The 14,323-nt window shown below is 62.6% G+C and carries 19 protein-coding genes; 6 read left to right on the plus strand and 13 right to left on the minus strand.

The window, feature by feature from the left end:
• Positions 1 to 6: 6 nt before the first annotated feature.
• Genes AB1A62_RS09520 through AB1A62_RS09530 form a run of 3 tightly spaced genes read right to left on the minus strand, consistent with a single transcriptional unit; the run spans position 7 to position 2,505 of the window.
• A complete protein-coding gene (locus tag AB1A62_RS09520; protein ID WP_366661267.1) occupies positions 7 to 984 on the minus strand; it encodes a threonine/serine dehydratase in 978 nt (325 codons plus the stop codon).
• A complete protein-coding gene (locus AB1A62_RS09525) occupies positions 981 to 1,811 on the minus strand; it encodes an alpha/beta hydrolase (protein WP_366661268.1) in 831 nt (276 codons plus the stop codon). The genes AB1A62_RS09520 and AB1A62_RS09525 overlap by 4 nt, the downstream gene beginning before the upstream one ends.
• 7 nt (positions 1,812 to 1,818) lie before the next feature.
• Positions 1,819 to 2,505 (minus strand): haloacid dehalogenase type II, encoded by a 687-nt coding sequence (locus AB1A62_RS09530; RefSeq protein ID WP_366661269.1) that lies wholly within the window; start codon positions 2,503 to 2,505, stop codon positions 1,819 to 1,821.
• A 137-nt stretch (positions 2,506 to 2,642) separates the two neighbouring features.
• Between AB1A62_RS09530 and AB1A62_RS09535 the strand changes: the two genes are divergently transcribed.
• A complete protein-coding gene (locus tag AB1A62_RS09535; RefSeq protein ID WP_366661270.1) occupies positions 2,643 to 3,071 on the plus strand; it encodes a peptidylprolyl isomerase in 429 nt (142 codons plus the stop codon).
• A gap of 117 nt (positions 3,072 to 3,188) precedes the next feature.
• Here the strand turns inward: AB1A62_RS09535 and AB1A62_RS09540 are convergent, their stop codons facing one another.
• From AB1A62_RS09540 to fabA, 5 genes are all read right to left on the minus strand, one after another.
• A complete protein-coding gene (locus AB1A62_RS09540; RefSeq protein ID WP_366661271.1) occupies positions 3,189 to 3,812 on the minus strand; it encodes a TetR/AcrR family transcriptional regulator in 624 nt (207 codons plus the stop codon).
• The gene (locus AB1A62_RS09545) at positions 3,809 to 4,441 is read right to left on the minus strand and encodes an HD domain-containing protein (RefSeq protein WP_366661272.1); all 633 of its coding nucleotides are present in this window, start codon (positions 4,439 to 4,441) and stop codon (positions 3,809 to 3,811) included. Before AB1A62_RS09545 ends, AB1A62_RS09540 begins: the two co-directional genes overlap by 4 nt.
• A gap of 130 nt (positions 4,442 to 4,571) precedes the next feature.
• Positions 4,572 to 5,363, minus strand: coding sequence for an enoyl-ACP reductase (locus AB1A62_RS09550; RefSeq protein WP_366661273.1), 792 nt, complete (start codon positions 5,361 to 5,363; stop codon positions 4,572 to 4,574).
• Positions 5,364 to 5,369: 6 nt separating this feature from the next.
• Positions 5,370 to 6,599 carry a beta-ketoacyl-ACP synthase I gene (gene fabB, locus AB1A62_RS09555; protein WP_039181510.1) on the minus strand — a complete coding sequence of 410 codons (1,230 nt, stop codon included), beginning with the start codon at positions 6,597 to 6,599 and terminating at the stop codon, positions 5,370 to 5,372.
• A 45-nt stretch (positions 6,600 to 6,644) separates the two neighbouring features.
• Positions 6,645 to 7,154 (minus strand): bifunctional 3-hydroxydecanoyl-ACP dehydratase/trans-2-decenoyl-ACP isomerase, encoded by a 510-nt coding sequence (fabA, locus tag AB1A62_RS09560; RefSeq protein ID WP_039158860.1) that lies wholly within the window; start codon positions 7,152 to 7,154, stop codon positions 6,645 to 6,647.
• Positions 7,155 to 7,371: 217 nt separating this feature from the next.
• Between fabA and irrA the strand changes: the two genes are divergently transcribed.
• The gene (irrA, locus tag AB1A62_RS09565) at positions 7,372 to 7,788 is read left to right on the plus strand and encodes an iron response transcriptional regulator IrrA (RefSeq protein ID WP_366661274.1); all 417 of its coding nucleotides are present in this window, start codon (positions 7,372 to 7,374) and stop codon (positions 7,786 to 7,788) included.
• Here the strand turns inward: irrA and AB1A62_RS09570 are convergent.
• Positions 7,753 to 8,685: a LysR family transcriptional regulator gene (locus tag AB1A62_RS09570; RefSeq protein ID WP_366661275.1), complete on the minus strand. Its 933-nt coding sequence runs from the start codon at positions 8,683 to 8,685 to the stop codon at positions 7,753 to 7,755. The two genes, irrA and AB1A62_RS09570, sit on opposite strands and share 36 nt — an antisense overlap.
• Positions 8,686 to 8,784: 99 nt before the next feature.
• On the opposite strand from AB1A62_RS09570, the gene AB1A62_RS09575 reads away from it, so the two are divergent.
• Complete coding sequence (locus AB1A62_RS09575) at positions 8,785 to 9,582, plus strand: phytanoyl-CoA dioxygenase family protein (RefSeq protein ID WP_366661276.1); 798 nt, start codon at positions 8,785 to 8,787, stop codon at positions 9,580 to 9,582.
• Between the two features lie 79 nt (positions 9,583 to 9,661).
• Here the strand turns inward: AB1A62_RS09575 and AB1A62_RS09580 are convergent, their stop codons facing one another.
• From AB1A62_RS09580 to AB1A62_RS09590, 3 genes are all read right to left on the minus strand, one after another.
• Positions 9,662 to 10,702: a radical SAM protein gene (locus AB1A62_RS09580; RefSeq protein WP_366661277.1), complete on the minus strand. Its 1,041-nt coding sequence runs from the start codon at positions 10,700 to 10,702 to the stop codon at positions 9,662 to 9,664.
• 261 nt (positions 10,703 to 10,963) lie between these two features.
• Positions 10,964 to 11,137 carry a DUF1328 domain-containing protein gene (locus AB1A62_RS09585; RefSeq protein WP_260017514.1) on the minus strand — a complete coding sequence of 58 codons (174 nt, stop codon included), beginning with the start codon at positions 11,135 to 11,137 and terminating at the stop codon, positions 10,964 to 10,966.
• Between the two features lie 38 nt (positions 11,138 to 11,175).
• Positions 11,176 to 11,649, minus strand: a complete 474-nt coding sequence (locus AB1A62_RS09590; RefSeq protein WP_366661278.1) for a hypothetical protein — start codon at positions 11,647 to 11,649, stop codon at positions 11,176 to 11,178.
• 33 nt (positions 11,650 to 11,682) lie between these two features.
• On the opposite strand from AB1A62_RS09590, the gene AB1A62_RS09595 reads away from it, so the two are divergent.
• The 3 genes from AB1A62_RS09595 to AB1A62_RS09605 all read left to right on the plus strand — a co-directional run bounded on the left by AB1A62_RS09595 (position 11,683) and on the right by AB1A62_RS09605 (position 13,341).
• Positions 11,683 to 12,414, plus strand: a complete 732-nt coding sequence (locus AB1A62_RS09595) for a Crp/Fnr family transcriptional regulator (protein WP_366661444.1) — start codon at positions 11,683 to 11,685, stop codon at positions 12,412 to 12,414.
• A gap of 133 nt (positions 12,415 to 12,547) precedes the next feature.
• Positions 12,548 to 12,718, plus strand: a complete 171-nt coding sequence (locus AB1A62_RS09600; protein ID WP_366661279.1) for a DUF1328 domain-containing protein — start codon at positions 12,548 to 12,550, stop codon at positions 12,716 to 12,718.
• A gap of 125 nt (positions 12,719 to 12,843) precedes the next feature.
• Entirely contained in the window at positions 12,844 to 13,341 is a 498-nt protein-coding gene (locus tag AB1A62_RS09605) for a DNA starvation/stationary phase protection protein (protein ID WP_366661280.1), read from the plus strand.
• 162 nt (positions 13,342 to 13,503) lie between these two features.
• Here the strand turns inward: AB1A62_RS09605 and AB1A62_RS09610 are convergent, their stop codons facing one another.
• A complete protein-coding gene (locus AB1A62_RS09610; protein ID WP_366661281.1) occupies positions 13,504 to 14,319 on the minus strand; it encodes a response regulator in 816 nt (271 codons plus the stop codon).
• Positions 14,320 to 14,323: the final 4 nt, after the last annotated feature.

Consider the following 14,323-nt stretch of genomic DNA (forward strand, 5'->3'; position numbering starts at 1 on the left):
CAGGTCTCAAGCATAACGCGAGAGCGCCTCCCGGAACAGCTCTGCATCCACATTGCCGCCGGTTGCCACTGCGATCACAGCCTCGCCTTCGATCTGATCCGGGTGGAATAGGGCCGCCGCCAGAGAGGCCGCGCCTCCGGGCTCCAGCACGATCTTCAGCCGCAAGAACGCCAGCGCCATTGCCCGCAGCGCCTCTTCCTCGGTGATGATCAGTCCCGGACCGCACAGGCGGCTGAGGATCGGAAATGTGATATCCCCCGGCTGCGGTGTCAGGATGGCATCGCAGATGCAGCCCGACTGGCTGGGATTCTGCCGGATTTCGCCTGCCGCCAGCGACCGGGTCACGTCGTCGAAACCTTCCGGCTCCACCGGCCGCACCCGCAGTCCTGGCGCGCGGGCTTCCAGCGCCAGCGCAATGCCAGAAGACAGCCCGCCGCCGCCGCAGTTGACCAGCACCTCTGCTGTGCTGACACCTTCCGCTGCGGCCTGCTTCGCAATCTCCAGCCCGCAGGTGCCCTGGCCGGCAATCACCAGCGGCTCGTCATAGGGCTTGATCAGCGTCAGCCCGCGGTCTTCCGCGTATTGCGCGCCCACTGCCTCGCGGCTTTCACCGCCGGCACGGTCATACAGCACCACCTCGGCACCCAGATCACGGGTGTTCTGGATCTTCAACTGCGGGGCATCCGCCGGCATCACGATCACCGCAGGCGCGCCGTGCGCCTTGGCTGCGGCCGCAACCCCCTGCGCATGGTTGCCGCTGGAATAGGCGATCACCCCGCGCTTGCGGTCCTGTTCCGGCAGTGCTGAGACCGCCGACCAGCCGCCGCGGAACTTGAACGACCCGGTGTGCTGCAGGCATTCCGCCTTCACCAGCAGGCGCCGCCCGGCAATCTCGTCGAGAAACGGCGAGGACAGCAGCGGGGTTACGCGGGCATGGCCCTTCAGCCGCTCCGCCGCGGCCTCGATCATGGCAATTGAAGTCATTTGATCTGATCCAGAACTGAATGGATGAGGGCGAGCGCTTCCGGCTCGTCCAAAAAGGGAACATGGCCGCGGCTGGCAATTTCCGCTGCCTGCAAGGCGGGTAGGCGGCTCTGCATCTCCTCAAAGGTTTCTGCGCTCAAAATGTCGGAATTCGCGCCGCGGATCACGCCGCAGGGCAGGCCGTCCAGCGCCAGGAACAGCGGCCACAGATCCGGCGGCGGGCCTGCATCAGCTTGCGCCAGCAGCGCGTCGCGCAGGCGCGTGTCGTAGCGCAGGGAAAGGCCGTCCGGGGTTTGATCGTAGAAAGTTTCAACCTCCTCGCGCCACCGGCCCGCCGGCACGTCCGGAAAGGCAGGAGCCATAAGATGCTCCAGCGTTTCCGCGGCCTGCGCATGAGATTTGGCTGCCGGGCGGCGGCCCACATATTCCATGATCCGGGCGATGCCGCCAGGCGGGATCTCCGGGCCGACGTCATTCAGGACCACCGCCGACAGCCTGTCCTTGGACATCGCCGCCAGTGTCATCGCCACCAGCCCGCCGCGCGAGGTGCCGAGGATGGCGGCCCGACTGACACCCAGGTGATCCAGCAGCTCCAGCACATCCTGCGCCTCACGCAGGACATTGTAGTTCATGAAGTCCGGGTCGTGCTCCGACTGCCCGCGTCCACGGGCATCCAGGGTAATCATCCGGTACCGCGTGGCATGCGGTGCAAAATAGCGGAAGTCCCGGCCGTCCCGTGTCAGGCCCGCCAGGCACAAAAGCGGCAGGCCTTCGCCGGTGTCTGTGTAATGCAGGCGCAGCCCGTCCGAAGAGTCAAAGAAAGGCATCTGCGGTTCAGCCCTTGGCAAGGTCCGGGATGGTGGTCAAATCCGGCAAGATGTGCGCCGGTTTCCAGGGCAGGCGGTCCACAGGCTCGCCCGCGCGGTTCACCCAGGCGGTCACAAAGCCATAGCCGGCGGCCCCAGCCGCATCCCAGCCGTTGGAGGAGACGAACAGCACGTCTTCCTTGGCGCAGCTGAACCGTTTGCCAACCAGATCATAGACGCGGGCATCGGGTTTGAAGATGCCGACGCTTTCCACCGACAGAACATCATCCAGCACATCGCCCAGCCCGGCCGACTGCACGGCGCCATCCAGCATAGCAGGGGAACCGTTCGACAGGATCGCGGTATTCATGCCCGCGTCTTTCAATTCCCGCAGCATCGCGGGCACTTCCGGATAGGCCTGCAGCTCCCAGTAGAGATCCAGCAGCCGCTGGCGCAGCGCCACGTCGCCGGACAGTCCGGCCGCCTCCATCGCCCAGTCGAGCCCGTCCTGGGTCACGTCCCAGAAATCAGCGTGAGCATTGGTGATGGCGCGCAGCCAGGTGTATTGCAGCTGTTTCAGCCGCCAGTGGCTTGCAAGCTCTGCCCAATTGTCCTGCAGGTGCGGAAAGGCGGGTTCACTTGCGGCCTGCCGGGCGGCGGCGGCGACATCGAACAGCGTTCCATAGGCGTCGAAGATACAGGTGGTGATCGGCATTCTGTCCTCCCCTGCGGCGAGATTGGCACGAAGGCAGAGAGCGGGCAAAGCAGGAAATTGTACCCATACGGGTTTACATCGCGTCTGCGGCCGTTAGGCTGCCCCCCTTGATCAACCCGCAACCGATTGGAGGTCTCATGACCGGGGTAAAGAACGGCGACACCGTGCGCATCCACTACACAGGCAAGCTGACAGACGGCACCGTCTTTGACAGCTCGGAGGGCCGGGATCCGCTGGAATTCACCGTAGGCGCGGGCCATGTGATCGCGGGTATGGACGCCGGCCTTGAAGGGATGGGCGTTGGTGAAAAGAAAACCCTCGAAATCCCCTGCGCAGAAGCCTATGGCCCGATCAACCCCGCCGCACGGCAGGAAATCCCGCGCGAGGGCATCCCGGCGGACATCCCGCTGGACCTTGGCACTCAACTGCAGATGCAAAGCCCAGATGGCCAGGTGCTTCCGGTGACCGTCGTGGAAGTCAGCGAGGAAACCGTGACCCTGGATGCCAACCATTTCCTGGCTGGCAAGGATCTGGTGTTTGATATCGAGTTGGTTTCGGTAAACTGACATCTTTCGCATCGCAGGCGGGGGCTCCCGCCCGCGGTGCGGTGCGATCTGCAGATTGCATCGTCACCGGTTGGGCCCGGCGGCGCAGGTCCGTCAGGCGGGAACGCGATAGGGACCTTAGTCGGCGGTTCGCCTTGCCCCGGCGCAGTCAACGAGAGCGGCAATGCTGTTTGCCGCGCTTTCCGCGAACTCTTCCAGCGTGGACCGGGCGACACCGGAGCGGGCGCGCAATCCCATAGAGTGAAGAGCCGCGGCGGCTAACCCCGCCGCCGTTTCCAGATTCTGCGGAGCGGCCGAAGGGGCATGGCGCTCTAGCAACCGGCGGAACTGATCGTCGCTTTGGTTCAGCTTCTCCAGCAGCTTTTCGCGGATCTGCGGATGCGCAGGCGCCTCTGCCCCGGCGGTGGAAAAGACCAGGCAGCCCCGGCCGCCGTCCTCTGTCAGGTAAAGGTCCAGCATCGCCGAGAAGACTGCCCGCAGTACCACGTCGAGCGGCGCATCTGCGGGCACCTTTCCAACCAGGTATGCCCTTGTTCTGGCCGCAAAATCGTCCATCGCCGCCAGAAACATATCCTCTTTGCCGCCGAAAGCGCCGTAAAGACTGGGCCGTACCAGCCCGGTTGCCTTGGCCAGATCGTCAAGCGTGGTTGCGGCATAGCCCTTGGCCCAGAAGCAGCGCATGATGGCCTGCCGCACCTCGGTCTCGTCGAACTTGCGCGGGCGCCCGCGGCCCCGGCTCATTCCGGGAAATCCGCGCCGTGCAGCATGTCGCAGAAATGCGGCTGGTGGAAACCCGGCACGTTCCGGCGGGCCACATCTGCCCCGAAGTTGTGCATCGCCGTCATCGGTTTCTCCGCATAGATCCGGGTCAAAGCCTGTTCCATGGCCTGTTTGAAGCCGAGGCGGGGGTAGGCGTCAAGCACCTGTTCCATCAGTTCCGGGGTGATCTTGTCATGCGGGATCACGCCGACGTCGATGCCCGCACCGATTTGCACCAGGGCTGCTTCCGGCGATTTCTTTTGCGGGATGGAGAATGTGGTGTGCAACGCAATGGCGTCCCAGACCCGGTCGATGCGGGATTGCTCCACATTCTGCGCCGCAAGAAAACGCGCGGCGGCATCCGCGGCATCCACTTCAAACCGGTCATCACCCTTGTAGGCTTCAGTCAGGCCCAGATCATGCAGCATGGCGGCGATGTAGAACAGCTCCGGGTCGTAGGTCATACCCATCTTCCGGGCCATCAGCGCGCCGAACGCATGGGAGCGGCTCACATGGTTGTAGAGGAATGGCGCGCTGGCCATGCGTGCCATCTCATCGGCGGCGGCACACAACGCGGTATCCGGCGGGGTTACAAGGTCAGTCAGTGGCACATGAATTCTCCTGCGTCTGCAATGCTGATTATTATTGTGCGATTCGGTATAAAAATACAAACGGCAAAGTGCAGGCAAAAGAAAAGGCGCCGCAAGGGCGCCTCAACTTTTTGAAATTACGGGCAGTTGATCACAGGTGATCCGGCTGCGGCATCCCCAGGACATGGAAGCCGCCATCGACCCGGATGATCTCGCCGGTGGTGCAGGCGCCGGCATCCGAGGCCAGGTAAACAGCCGTGCCGCCGACCGCCTCCAGCGTCGCGTTGTCACGCAGCGGCGCGTTCTGGGCGGTGTGTTTGAAAGTCTTGCGCGCACCGCCGATGGCGGCTCCGGCCAAAGTCTTCATCGGACCGGGAGAGATCGCGTTCACGCGGATGCCTTCCGGGCCCAGATCGTTGGCCAGGTAGCGGGTCGCGGATTCCAGCGCCGCCTTGGCAACGCCCATCACGTTGTAGTTCGGGACCACCTGGTTCGAACCTTGGTAGGTCAGGGTCAGCAGAGTGCCGCCACCGTCTTTCATCAGGGGGTAGGCGCGGCGTGCCACTTCGATGAAGGAATAGGCCGAGATATCCAGCGAGTTTTTGAAATTCGCCCGGCTGGTGTCCAGGAAGCGGCCGGTCAGCTCGGACTTGTCCGAGTAGGCAATCGCATGGACCACGAAGTCGATCGCGGGCCAGCGTCCCGCCAGCTGCTCAAACGCAGCATCCAGCGAGGCATCGTCGGTCACATCCACATCGACCATGAAATCCGAACCGACGCTCTGCGCCAGCGGCTCCAGCCGCTTGCCAAAGGCTTCGCCCTGGTAGGTGAAGGCCAGCTCGGCCCCGGCATCCGCCATGGCCTTGGCAATGCCCCAGGCGATGGAGCGGTCATTGGCAACGCCCATAATCAGGCCGCGTTTGCCTGTCAGCAGTCCCGCCATCGTCGCTTATCCCTTGTACTTGCTCAGAACCATCGAGCCGTTGGTGCCGCCAAAGCCGAAGCTGTTGGTCATCACCGAGTCGAGGCCGGCGTTTTCCACCAGGCTGGTGGCAATCTCACCCGGCAGGATGCCTTCGGCGAGGGTGTCGACATTGATCGACGGGGTAATAAAGTCGTTATCCAGCATCAGCAGGCAGAAGATCGCCTCCAGCGCGCCGGCAGCGCCCTGGGCGTGGCCGGTCATCGATTTGGTGGAGGAGATCGGCGGCACATTGCCTTCGCCGAACACACGGCGGGCGGCTTCAACTTCGCCAACATCGCCGACCGGGGTCGAGGTGCCGTGCGCGTTGATGTAGTCCACCTTGCGGCCTTCTGGCAGGGTCGACAGCGCCAGGCGCATCGCCCGCTCGCCGCCTTCTCCGGAGGGCGCCACCATGTCGTGGCCGTCGGAAGTGGCGGCAAAGCCGGTCACCTCGGCATAGATCTTGGCGCCGCGGGCCAGCGCATGCTCCAGATCCTCCAGCACAACGATTCCGCCGCCGCCGGAGATCACGAAACCATCGCGGTCCTGGTCAAAGGCGCGCGAGGCTTTCTCCGGCTCGTCGTTCTTCTTGGAGGACATTGCGCCCATGGCGTCGAACAGGCAGGAAAGGGTCCAGTCCAGCTCCTCGCCGCCGCCGGCGAACATCACGTCCTGCTTGCCCATCATGATCTGCTCCGCCGCGTTGCCGATGCAGTGCAAGGAGGTAGAGCAGGCCGAGGTGATCGAGTAGTTGATGCCCTTGATCTTGAAGGCGGTCGCCAGGTTCGCCGAGATCGTCGAGGACATGCACTTCGGCACGGCAAAGGGGCCGATCCGCTTGGTGGCGCCGGACTTCAGCACGGTCTGATGCGCGGTCAGCATGGCAGAGGTCGACGGGCCGCCGGAACCGGCCACCAGCCCGGTGCGTTCATTCACCACCTGATCCTCGCTGAGGCCCGCATCGGCAATCGCCTGGCTCATGGCGATATGGGCATAGGCCGCACCGGGGCCCATGAAACGCAGGGTACGCTTGTCCACATGCTCGGCCACGTCGATCTTCAGCGTGCCGGCCACTTGGCTGCGGAAGCCGTGCTCAGCCATTTCCGGGCTGGCAACGATGCCGGACTTCCCGGCCTTCAAAGAGGCGGTGACCTCTTCGGCATTGTTCCCGATGGAGGAGACAATCCCCAAACCGGTGACGACGACGCGGCGCATGTGCGTACTCCTGTTTCTGTGACTTTTGTCCTGCCGGAAAGCGTATCAGCTTTCGGACAGGGCCACTTTCATATCCTTGACCTGATAGATCACTTCACCGTCGGCCTCGACAATGCCGTCCGCGACACCCATGGTCAGGCGGCGTGTCTGCACGGCCTTGGTGAAGTTGACGCGGTAGGTCAGCATCTTGCGGTCCGGGCGCACCATGCCGGTGAGCTTCACCTCACCCACACCCAGCGCATAGCCTCGGCCCTGCCAGCCGCGCCAGCCCAGGTTGAAGCCGGTCAGCTGCCACAGGCCGTCGAGGCCTAGGCAACCGGGCATGATCGGGTTGCCGGGGAAATGGCAGTCGAAGAACCACAGGTCCGGGGTGATATCGAACTCGGCTATCACATGACCTTTGCCATGCTCGCCGCCGTCGCCGGAAATCTCTGTGATGCGGTCCATCATCAGCATCGGCGGGGCCGGCAGCTGGGCGTTGCCCGGACCGAACAGCTCGCCCCGCGCGCATTTCAGCAAATCGTCCTTGTCAAAGCTGCTGGGGTAATCGGCCATCCGGGCGCATCTCCTGCGTGAAGTTCGTGTAGATATATATCTGGATCCCTGTAGCACCCGGCCAAAGGGTCCTGCAAGGGGACCCCGCGTCACTTCCTGCGCTGATTATGCCACAAGCGCAATGGAAAGCGCCTGCCAGCTGCGAATGAATTTCATTTGAAAAACCCCGGGTGTTGCTCCTATATATACGGTCAGCAACGCGACGCAGGACCTGCTCATGACGCCAAACAGCGAAGAAGTGGCCACACGCTGGCTGACAGATGCCGGGCTGAGACCCACCCGGCAGCGGGTTGCGCTTGCCGAACTGCTGGTGGGCGATGGCAAGCACCGTCACATCACCGCAGAAAGCCTGTTCGAGTCGGCCAAGAAAAACGGCGCCGCGGTGTCGCTGGCCACAGTCTACAACACGCTGCGCGCCTTTTGCGACGCTGGTGTGCTGCAGGAAATCCCGCTGGACGGCTCCAAGAGCTATTTCGACACCAACACCCACGACCATCCCCATTTCTTCTGGGAGGACGAGGGCCGTGTGAGCGATGCGCCGGCGCAGGAGCTGGTGATTCATAAGCTTCCGGAAGCGCCCGAAGGGATGGAGATCGCCTCAGTCGACGTGGTGATCCGCCTGCGCAAGCTCTGATCTTCCTGCGCTTAAAACGTTTCGCAGAATCTCGTGTGCCTGGAAGGCCAGGGAGGTCCCGGGCAATTGTGCATGGGTGGCGAGAATCACAGGCTCTTCCGCTGCCGGATCGCTGACCCGCACCGCGCACAGTGGTTTGCCGTCATAGCTCATCCCGCCGGGGGGCAGGCTGTAGCTGATGCCAACGCCTTCGCCATTGGCTGCCAGACTGCGCAGCAGCTCCAGCGAATCCGCCCGGTGCGCGATCCGCGGCACCAGCCCATGTGTTTTGAAAAGTCCCAACATATGCTGCAGTGACATCCCCTCTTGCGACAGCACCAGCGGGAATTTTGTGAGTTCCTCAAGGGTAAGGCCGCTGCGCCCGGCTAGCGTATGTCCCGGGGGCACAAGCGCGTGCGGCACATAGCGGTCCAGCTCAGCCCGGCTGAACGCGGCGTCCAGTCCCAAATCATAAGTGATTGCCAGATCTGCTTCACCTTCGGTGAGGGCCGTGATCAAAGGTTCGAACCCGCAGGCGCGGTGGCTGATTTCGATCTCGGGCATAGCCTCGCGCAGGGCTTTCAGCGCCGGTGCCAGCAGGAAAGGCGCCAGGTCCGAAAAACACGCCAACACCAGCCGCTGTTGCCCGGCTCCAGCGCCCTTGGGGTCTTCCAGCTGGGCGGCCTGATCCAGCAGCATTTGCGCCTTCTCTGCAAACAGCCGCCCTTGCGGTGTAAGGGACAAAGCGGCCCCGCGCCGGCGCAGGAACAGCGGGTGGCCCAAATGGTCTTCGATCCGGCTGAGGGCTGCGGACAGGGCAGGTTGGCTCACATGCACGGCCTCGGCCGCGGCCGACAGGCTGCCGTGCCTGGAGACGGCGCAGATGTATTCGTAGTGGCGCAAGGTGAGATATAACATGTGCTGAAGGGTATCTTAGAAAGATATGATTTGAAACTATGCCAGTGCCGCGGCAGGAAGAGCGCATCAGAAATGCATCATTCAGCAGCGGAGGCAGCAATGGTCCACCCCCTCATCACCCCGGAACATGTCGAGCAATACCAGCGTGACGGTGTGGTTCTGATCCGCGGGCTGTTCGCGGAGCAGGTCGAGCTGCTGCGTGCGGGCGTCGCCGCCAACATGGACAACCCGGGCCCCTATGCCTCGAACAACGAAAAGGCAGGCCAGACCGGACGCTTCTTTGACGACTACTGCAACTGGACCCGGATCCCTGAGTTCCAGCAGGCCATTCAAGAGTCCCCTGTCGCAGAAGTTGCCGCCGACCTGATGAAATCCACCTCGGTGCAGATGTTCCACGACCATGTGCTGGTCAAGGAGCCGGGCACCTCGATGGCCACACCCTGGCATCAGGACGGGCCCTATTACTTCGTCGAGGGTCAGCAGACCATCAGCTTCTGGTCACCGCTGGATGAGGTGAAGGAGGCCACCCTGCGCTGCGTGGCCGGATCGCACAAATGGGAGAGGGAAGTGCTGCCGACCCGCTGGGTGTCGGAGCAGGATTTCTTCCCGGACGAGGGCCAGTACATGCCTGTCCCGGATCCGGACGCCGAAGGCATGACCGTGCTGGAATACCCGATGCAGCCCGGCGATGCTGTAGCCTTCAACTACAAGATCCTGCACGGCGCCCGCGGCAATACCTCCACGTCGCGCCGCCGCGCCTTCTCGCTGCGTCTGGTGGGGGATGATGCGCGTTATGTGGAACGCCCCGGCCGCACCTCGCCGCCGTTCCCGGGCCACGAGATGCAGCCAGGCCAGCGCCTGCGTGAAGATTGGTTCCCGATCCTGCTGCAGCGGTAGGGGGAGGGGGCCTTGCCCCCTCAGGCCTGACGGCCTTCACCCCCAGAGTATTTCAAGAAAGATGAAAAGCCCGCCGGGTTTACTTTTTCAGGTCGCGGCGGATACCCATGTTCTCAGCGTTTGAAAACGAACAGGTCTTGCAGATGCCGAACTGCTTGAGGAAGCCGCGCTTGCGGGCGCGGGCAGCCTCATCAGAGCGGTAGGCGGCCAGGAAGCCGTCCTGTTCAACGTTCGGCAGCTGAATGACCTGGTCATAGTCGATGCAGCAGAGGCCCAGATCACCATTCCAGAACACCACCGACTGGAACAGCGGCACCGTGCACATGGCATGGCTGGTGTGGCGCGGGTGGCGGCGCAGTTCCTTCTGCCGCGGCAGGAAATGCGCGAATTCGCGTTTCTGATCGGCAGAGGTGTAGGAGCCGATCGAAAAGGTCTTGAACCGGACCCGGTCAAAACCGGCATCCTTGGCCCAGGCCTCCATTTCGTCCATCTGCGGTTCGGAATAACTGGTCAGCAGCGTCTGCAGCACGGTGACAGGCGACTTGGAGCCGATCTGCTTCTTGATGGCCAGGAACTCCTCAATGCTGGCCTTGACGTCATCGAAGTCGGAATTGACCCTGTAGGCTTCCTGCGCCTCCTTGGAAAACCCGTCCATGCACAGGTTCACCCGGGCCAGCCCGGAGCGGATCAGCCGCTCGCTCATCTCCGGCGTCAGGCGGGTGGCGTTGGTCGACAGATAGGTGTCATGGCCGTTTTCATGGGCATAGGCGATGAAGTCCGGCAGGTCCTTGTGCAGGGTCGGCTCGCCTGAGAAACTGAAGTAGATCGCCGGCTTCTCACGCTGATCCTTGAAATCGTCGATGATCTTGCGGAACACATGCGGCTTCATCATGCCGCGCTTGCGCTTCATCGCAAACGTCACCGGGCAGACCGGGCAGCGCAGGTTGCAGCTGTTGGTGGCGTCGATGATGATGATCTTGGGCGGGCGGCGGAAGAAGGACAGCGGCAGCAAGCGGGCCAGAAGGTGCAGCGCCCGTTCGTGCAGACCCGGCGGGTTGTCGGGCAGGTCTGGCTGCGCGGAGCCCGGATTGAGGTCGGGGGCGGGGGCGAGATCTTGCATGGGGCTGTCTCCGATCTGTGCGTGCACAATCAACCTTAAAGACTGCGGGCCGACTGGCAAGCTTTTGGCCGGTCACAGATCGTGAGGTGTGCGTGAGAGGCCGCCGCTGGCTTGGCGCCTGGATTGGCGGCAATAGCGGGAAATACTTTGGCGGGGACCTCTGACCGAACAAGCCGAATGGCGGCTTCCCCCCGGAAAACCGCCATCCGGTACTGCATGCCCCGGGTGTCAGCTCCCCGGAACGCAGTGTCCGATCCTGCGTTACACCGGGGGTTTTCCCTTCACTGCGCGTGCCACCATTGCGGCAACGAACAGGATCAGGAAGATGACGAACAGGATCTTTGCAATGCCCGCGGAAGCGCCGGCGATGCCGCCAAACCCAAGCAGCGCTGCAACCAATGCGATAACCAAAAATGTAATTGCCCAACCTAGCATGTCGTTACTCCTTATTGAGGGGCTGCCAGATGCAGCAGTCAGATTATCAACCCGGGAACGCCGGTTTTGTTCCCAGGCCTTTGGTTCCGCGGCAGCAGATGGGCCATGATCATCCGGGTTGAAACCGGTCTGGCGAGCACCGGCCACTGCAGCCGCGGCGATCGCCGGTCCAGTTCCGATTCAGCTGTGCTGCCCATCAGGACCAGCCTGCCGCCTCGGCTGCGAACGGCCTGGTCGATCCTGAACCGGACAATCATTTCGGATCCGCATTCCATGAAAGCCACTGCAATCCGCCGGTATCTTGACAGCACCGGGAGAGCGGTTTCCTGGCCCTTCTGCACGCTGATCTCTGCAGTAGGATCGAAATCCTGTATCGCATCGCAGATATCGCAGGTGACCAGATAGTTCCTGGACGCAATCAGGTAGACCTGCGCGCAGCCGCGGTTGAGCGTATCCATTGTTTTGCTCCCCCTTTGACCTGGCACTTTGGAACTTTCCGGCTCCGCGCGCATTAAACTGTGACATAAACAAAGTGGGGAAAGATGATGTCTGCGACCGCCTGCCAGAACTGCCCGCTGCGCAAACGGGCCATTTTCACGCCGATGTCGAGCGAGGAGGTCGTCTTTACCCAATCCTTCAAAACCGGTGAAATGGTGGTGGATGCAGGCACAACAATCCTGCTGGAAGGATCAAACAGCCCGCAGCTGTTCACTGTGCTCAAGGGAATGGGCACACGCTACAAGACATTGGAAAACGGCCGCCGGCAGGTGATCAATTTCCTGTTCCCGGGCGATTTCGCCGGGCTTCAGGCCGGGCTCATGGGCGAGATGAAGCATTCCGTTGAAGCAACCACCGGCATGACGCTGTGCGTGTTCCGGCGCTCCGCTCTGTATGAACTGTTCCAGCATCATCCCGAACGCGCCTACGACCTGACCTGGATTGCCGCGGTGGAGGAGCATTTCCTTGGCGAAACCATTGCCTCTCTTGGGCAGCGAGATGCCCGGCAGCGCATCGCCTGGGCGCTGGTGCGGATATACGAGCGGCTGAAGGCCGTCGGCATGGAGGTCAAGAATGCCGTGCCGCTGCCTTTCCGTCAGCAGGACCTGGCTGATGCGCTTGGGCTGTCCCTTGTGCATACCAATAAGATGCTGAAAACGCTGCGCGACACCAAGCTGGCAGAGTGGCAGAACGGAATGCTGAAGATCCGCAACATTGCCGCGCTCGCGGAATTGGCGCTGATCGAAACCTCATCCCCGGATGTCCGGCCGCTTATCTGATGGGGCAGGATGCCCCATTCCTGGCTGAGGGCGTGATCCAGCCTGCCCGGCGGGCCGGCCCCAATTCTCCGCATGGAACATTTTCCAGGGCCGCGGGTTAGTACGGTGACACACGCAACCGAAAGGACACGGCATGCTTTACTGGGCACTCGTCTTCCTGGCCGTTGCAATCATCGCCGGTATCTTCGGATTTGGCGGCATTGCCACGGCCTCAGCAGGGATCGCGCAGATCCTGTTCTACATCTTCCTGCTTCTGTTCGCTGCGGCCGTGATCGTCCGGCTGCTGCGCGGCACCTTCCGCTGAGCGCCGGGGCCGGCAGCGGCCATGTGCCGCCGCTCCGGTTTCGTTCCGCAGGCCGGATGGAACAATCCGCAGCAGCCTGCGTTTCTTCCCAAGTGAGTAACTTTAGACAGCAAAAGGAGTTTCCCATGACTGGCGCACTTACCGCCGTTCCAAGCCCTGACAAAGTTGACACCGGCGTCAGAGACACCGGCGCAATCGCAGACGGCCTGGCGGATGTGCTTGCGGATACCTACCGCCTGGTTTTCAAGACACACGCGTGCCACTGGAACGTCGAAGGCCCGGCCTTCTATTCGATGCACAAGCTGACGGAAGAGCAATACGAAAACATGTTCACCGCTGCCGACGCCTTGGCAGAGCGCATCCGCGCCCTGGGGCATCTGGCGCCGTCGCGGATGGACGAGGTGCTGAACCGCTCGAAGATCGAAGATCCCAGCGGCAAGCTCAACGCCGGCGAAATGGCGCAGGACCTGGCCGCAAGCCACGAGCGTATCGCCCAGCGGATGCACGCGCTCGCCGAACTGGCGGGGCGCCGCCGCGATATCGTGACAGAGGATCTGGCAACCGCGCGCTCCGCTTTCCACGAGCAGGCCGCCTGGATGCTGCGGGCAATCGCCAAATCCTGACCTTAAGAAAAGTGTCCCGCCGCCCTGCTTCCGTCCCGTCTGGCTGGGCGGAGCGAGACCCCCGGCTGAGTTATCGGCCGGGGGATTTCAATACTGAGTTCAAAGAAAGGCCCGGGCCGCAGCAGCGGCCCGGGAAACGCAAGGGGAAGCGATTAACAGGCGTCAGGCTTTCAGGGTTTCTGTCGAAGAGAAAAACATTGCCTGGCTGACCGCTGAACGGACTTGTTCCTCGGTGTAGGGTTTGGAGATCAGAAAGGCCGGTTCCGGCCCTTCGCCGGTCAGCAGCCGTTCCGGGTAGGCGGTGATGAAGATAACCGGGCGGTCGCCATGTCTGTCGAGAATGCCGTTGACGGCGTCGATGCCGCTGGAGTTGTCGGCCAGCTGGATATCAGAAAGGATCAGATCGGCAGGCCTCTCGGCCGCCAGCTCCATGGCCCGGGCCTTGGTGCGGGCAATGCCCGTGACACTGTGGCCCATCCCCGTGACAATGGCTTCCAGATCCATGGCGATGACCGCCTCATCCTCGATGATCATGATCTGGCCCGCAGTGGCGCGCGACATTTCCTCGTAGGCGATCGAAATCAGCTCGGATGCCTCGTCTTCACCGACCCCCATGATGATGCCAACGCTGGCAGCACTGAACTCCTCGATGGTGTGCAACAGCAGTGCTTCACGGGTGTTCGGGGTCAGCTGGCGCAAATGCCTTTGCGCCTTGGCCGCAAGCCCGGTATCACCCTCGTCTTCTCCTGCCGGTGCCCCCGAGGAGGACCAGATTGCATGAAAAACCCGGAAAAGGGCCGCCTTGGGCGACAGGCCGCTGTCATATTCGGCTTCCCCCGCCAGGATTGCCTCCAGCGCTGCCAGGGCATATTTGTCGCCGCTGCTCTGGCTGCCGGTCAGCGCCCGCGCATAGCGGCGCAGATAGGGCAGGTTGGCGCCGATCTGGCTGGCGATCAGTTCTCCCGATTGAGCGGTCATTGTG

Origin of the sequence: Leisingera sp. JC11, assembly GCF_040704725.1 — a bacterium.
GTDB lineage: Bacteria > Pseudomonadota > Alphaproteobacteria > Rhodobacterales > Rhodobacteraceae > Leisingera.

Bases quoted from the DNA above. Each gene is read 5' to 3' on its own strand.
- AB1A62_RS09520 (WP_366661267.1), bottom strand. From the start codon at position 984: ATGACTTCAATTGCCATGATCGAGGCCGCGGCGGAGCGGCTGAAGGGC.
- AB1A62_RS09525 (WP_366661268.1), bottom strand. From the start codon at position 1,811: ATGCCTTTCTTTGACTCTTCGGACGGGCTGCGCCTGCATTACACAGAC.
- AB1A62_RS09530 (WP_366661269.1), bottom strand. From the start codon at position 2,505: ATGCCGATCACCACCTGTATCTTCGACGCCTATGGAACGCTGTTCGAT.
- AB1A62_RS09535 (WP_366661270.1), top strand. From the start codon at position 2,643: ATGACCGGGGTAAAGAACGGCGACACCGTGCGCATCCACTACACAGGC.
- AB1A62_RS09540 (WP_366661271.1), bottom strand. From the start codon at position 3,812: ATGAGCCGGGGCCGCGGGCGCCCGCGCAAGTTCGACGAGACCGAGGTG.
- AB1A62_RS09550 (WP_366661273.1), bottom strand. From the start codon at position 5,363: ATGGCGGGACTGCTGACAGGCAAACGCGGCCTGATTATGGGCGTTGCC.
- fabB (WP_039181510.1), bottom strand. From the start codon at position 6,599: ATGCGCCGCGTCGTCGTCACCGGTTTGGGGATTGTCTCCTCCATCGGG.
- fabA (WP_039158860.1), bottom strand. From the start codon at position 7,154: ATGGCCGATTACCCCAGCAGCTTTGACAAGGACGATTTGCTGAAATGC.
- irrA (WP_366661274.1), top strand. From the start codon at position 7,372: ATGACGCCAAACAGCGAAGAAGTGGCCACACGCTGGCTGACAGATGCC.
- AB1A62_RS09570 (WP_366661275.1), bottom strand. From the start codon at position 8,685: ATGTTATATCTCACCTTGCGCCACTACGAATACATCTGCGCCGTCTCC.
- AB1A62_RS09575 (WP_366661276.1), top strand. From the start codon at position 8,785: ATGGTCCACCCCCTCATCACCCCGGAACATGTCGAGCAATACCAGCGT.
- AB1A62_RS09580 (WP_366661277.1), bottom strand. From the start codon at position 10,702: ATGCAAGATCTCGCCCCCGCCCCCGACCTCAATCCGGGCTCCGCGCAG.
- AB1A62_RS09585 (WP_260017514.1), bottom strand. From the start codon at position 11,137: ATGCTAGGTTGGGCAATTACATTTTTGGTTATCGCATTGGTTGCAGCG.
- AB1A62_RS09590 (WP_366661278.1), bottom strand. From the start codon at position 11,649: ATGCGCGCGGAGCCGGAAAGTTCCAAAGTGCCAGGTCAAAGGGGGAGC.
- AB1A62_RS09595 (WP_366661444.1), top strand. From the start codon at position 11,683: ATGTCTGCGACCGCCTGCCAGAACTGCCCGCTGCGCAAACGGGCCATT.
- AB1A62_RS09600 (WP_366661279.1), top strand. From the start codon at position 12,548: ATGCTTTACTGGGCACTCGTCTTCCTGGCCGTTGCAATCATCGCCGGT.
- AB1A62_RS09605 (WP_366661280.1), top strand. From the start codon at position 12,844: ATGACTGGCGCACTTACCGCCGTTCCAAGCCCTGACAAAGTTGACACC.
- AB1A62_RS09610 (WP_366661281.1), bottom strand. From the start codon at position 14,319: ATGACCGCTCAATCGGGAGAACTGATCGCCAGCCAGATCGGCGCCAAC.